The sequence below is a fragment of the Pseudomonas sp. RL genome, assembly GCF_000647775.1.
Taxonomy (GTDB): domain Bacteria; phylum Pseudomonadota; class Gammaproteobacteria; order Pseudomonadales; family Pseudomonadaceae; genus Serpens; species Serpens flexibilis.
This window is the reverse complement of the sequence record NZ_JBOY01000165.1, coordinates 1-2,343: the sequence shown is the minus strand read 5'-3', so window position 1 is coordinate 2,343 and position 2,343 is coordinate 1. Positions and strand designations below refer to the sequence as shown.

Annotated in this window: 3 protein-coding genes; all 3 read left to right on the top strand. The window is 67.7% G+C overall.

The window, feature by feature from the left end; translation table 11 throughout:
- Positions 1-874: 4Fe-4S dicluster domain-containing protein (locus AS93_RS0117625; RefSeq protein ID WP_027591816.1), on the top strand; the 874-nt coding region annotated here is incomplete at its 5' end.
- A gap of 2 nt (positions 875-876) precedes the next feature.
- Complete coding sequence (gene narJ / locus AS93_RS0117620; RefSeq protein ID WP_027591815.1) at positions 877-1,623, top strand: nitrate reductase molybdenum cofactor assembly chaperone; 747 nt, start codon at positions 877-879, stop codon at positions 1,621-1,623.
- Positions 1,616-2,343 (top strand): respiratory nitrate reductase subunit gamma (narI, locus tag AS93_RS0117615; RefSeq protein ID WP_027591814.1); only part of this gene is annotated, 728 nt, incomplete at its 3' end. The genes narJ and narI, both read left to right, overlap by 8 nt.

Here is a 2,343-nt window from a genome sequence, read left to right as displayed (position 1 = left end):
CATCAGCGGCTGCCCGTACAAGAAGATCTATTACAACTGGAAGAGCGGCAAATCCGAGAAGTGCATCTTCTGCTTCCCGCGCATCGAGGCCGGCATGCCGACCATCTGCTCGGAAACCTGCGTGGGCCGCATCCGCTACCTGGGCGTGCTGCTGTATGACGCCGACCGCATCCACGAAGTGGCCAGCACGCCGAACGAGCAGGACCTGTATCCCAAGCAGCTGGAAATGTTCCTCGATCCCAACGACCCGGCGGTCATCGAGCAGGCGCTGAAGGACGGCGTACCGCTGTCGGTGATCGAGGCGGCGCAGAAGTCGCCGGTCTACAAGCTGGCGGTGGACTGGCAGCTGGCCCTGCCGCTGCACCCGGAATACCGCACGCTGCCGATGGTCTGGTACGTGCCGCCGCTGTCGCCGATCCAGAACGCCGCCCAGGCCGGCCACGTGAGCATGGACGGCGTGCTGCCGGACGTGGACAGCCTGCGCATCCCGGTGCGCTACCTGGCCAACCTGCTCACCGCCGGCGACGAGAAGCCGGTCAAGCTGGCCCTCAAGCGCCTGCTGGCCATGCGTGCCTACAAGCGCGCCGAGCAGGTGGACGGCGTGCTCGACCTCAAGGTGCTGGAGCAGGTCGGCCTGAGCCGCGACCAGGCCGACGACATGTACCGCTACCTGGCCATCGCCAACTACGAGGACCGCTTCGTGATTCCCTCCGCGCACCGCGAGGAGGCCATGAGCGACGTGTTCGGCGACCGCTCCGGCTGCGGCTTCAGCTTCGGCAGCGGCTGCGGCGGCGCCTCGGACACCAACATGTTCGGCGCCAGGAAGGCCAACCAGCGCGACATCATCAAGACCGTGCAGCTGTGGGAGGACTGACCATGCAGATTCTCAAGGTGATTTCCCTGCTGCTCGACTATCCCGCCGAGCCGTTGCGCGAGGGCTACCTGGAGCTGGCGAAAGCCATCTCCGGCGCCCGCGAGATCAGCCCCGAGCAGCGCGGCGAACTGCGCCTGCTGCTCGAGGAACTGACCGGCGGCGAGCTGATGGACGCGCAGGAGCGCTACAGCGAGCTGTTCGACAAGGGCCGCGCGCTGTCGCTGCTGCTGTTCGAACACGTGCACGGCGAGTCCCGCGACCGCGGCCAGGCGATGGTCGACCTGATGGCCCAGTACGAGGCTGCCGGGTTCGCCATCGGCGTGCGCGAGCTGCCGGACTACATCCCGCTGTACCTGGAATTCCTCGCCACCCGCGAGGACCTGGAGGCCCGCGAGGGCCTGGCGGATGTGGCGCACCTGCTGGCCCTGCTGGCGGCGCGCCTGGTCGAGCGCAAGAGCCCCTACGCGGCCTGCTTCCGCGCCCTGCTGCAGATCGCCGGCCAGCCGCTGGAAAGCGTGGCCGAGTTGCGCGAGCAGGTGGCCGGCGAGGAACGCGACGACTCGCTGGAAGCCCTTGACAAGGTCTGGGAGGAGGAACAGGTGAACTTCCTGCAGGCCGAGCAGCAGGAGCGCTGCCCGTCGCAGGCGAGCCTGCCGGGCAAGGCCCGCGAGGAAGGCGCGGTGCCGCTGCACTGGGTGGATTTCAACACGGGGCCCGCTGCGCCGGGCCGGGAGACGGCAAATGTCTAACTTCAATTTCCTGCTGTTCGGGGTCTACCCCTACATCGCCCTGGCCATCTGCCTGATCGGCAGCTGGGCGCGCTTCGACCTGGCCCAGTACACCTGGAAAACCGGCTCCAGCCAGATGCTGCAACCCAAGGGCATGCGCCTGGCCAGCAACCTGTTCCACATCGGGATCATCTTCATCCTGTGTGGCCACTTCGTCGGCCTGCTGATGCCGGAAGCCCTGTACCACTCGTTCATCAGCAGCGCCGACAAGCAGCTGGTGGCCATGGTCTCCGGCGGCTTCTTCGGCATCCTCTGCCTGATCGGCCTGGTGATGCTGATCCAGCGTCGCCTGGGCGATGCGCGGGTGCGCGCCACCTCCAGCCGTTCGGATATCGCCATCCTGTTCGTGCTGCTGGCGCAACTGCTGCTCGGCCTGGGCACCATCGTCGCCTCCACCGGCCACCTGGACGGTTCGGTGATGGTGCTGCTCGGCACCTGGGCGCAGAGCATCGTCACCCTGCAGCCGGTCGCCGCCGCCGAAGCCATCGCCCCGGTGTCGCTGGTCTACAAGCTGCACGTGTTCCTCGGCGTGACGCTGTTCGTGCTGTTCCCCTTCACCCGCCTGGTGCACATCGTCAGCGCCCCGGTGTGGTACCTGGGCCGGCGCTACCAGATCGTGCGCGTCAAGCACAGCGGCCGCGCCGTGCCGCCGGTGCAGGCCCCGGCCGGCTACCGCGCCCC

Bases quoted from the DNA above. Each gene is read 5' to 3' on its own strand.
- narJ (WP_027591815.1), top strand. From the start codon at position 877: ATGCAGATTCTCAAGGTGATTTCCCTGCTGCTCGACTATCCCGCCGAG.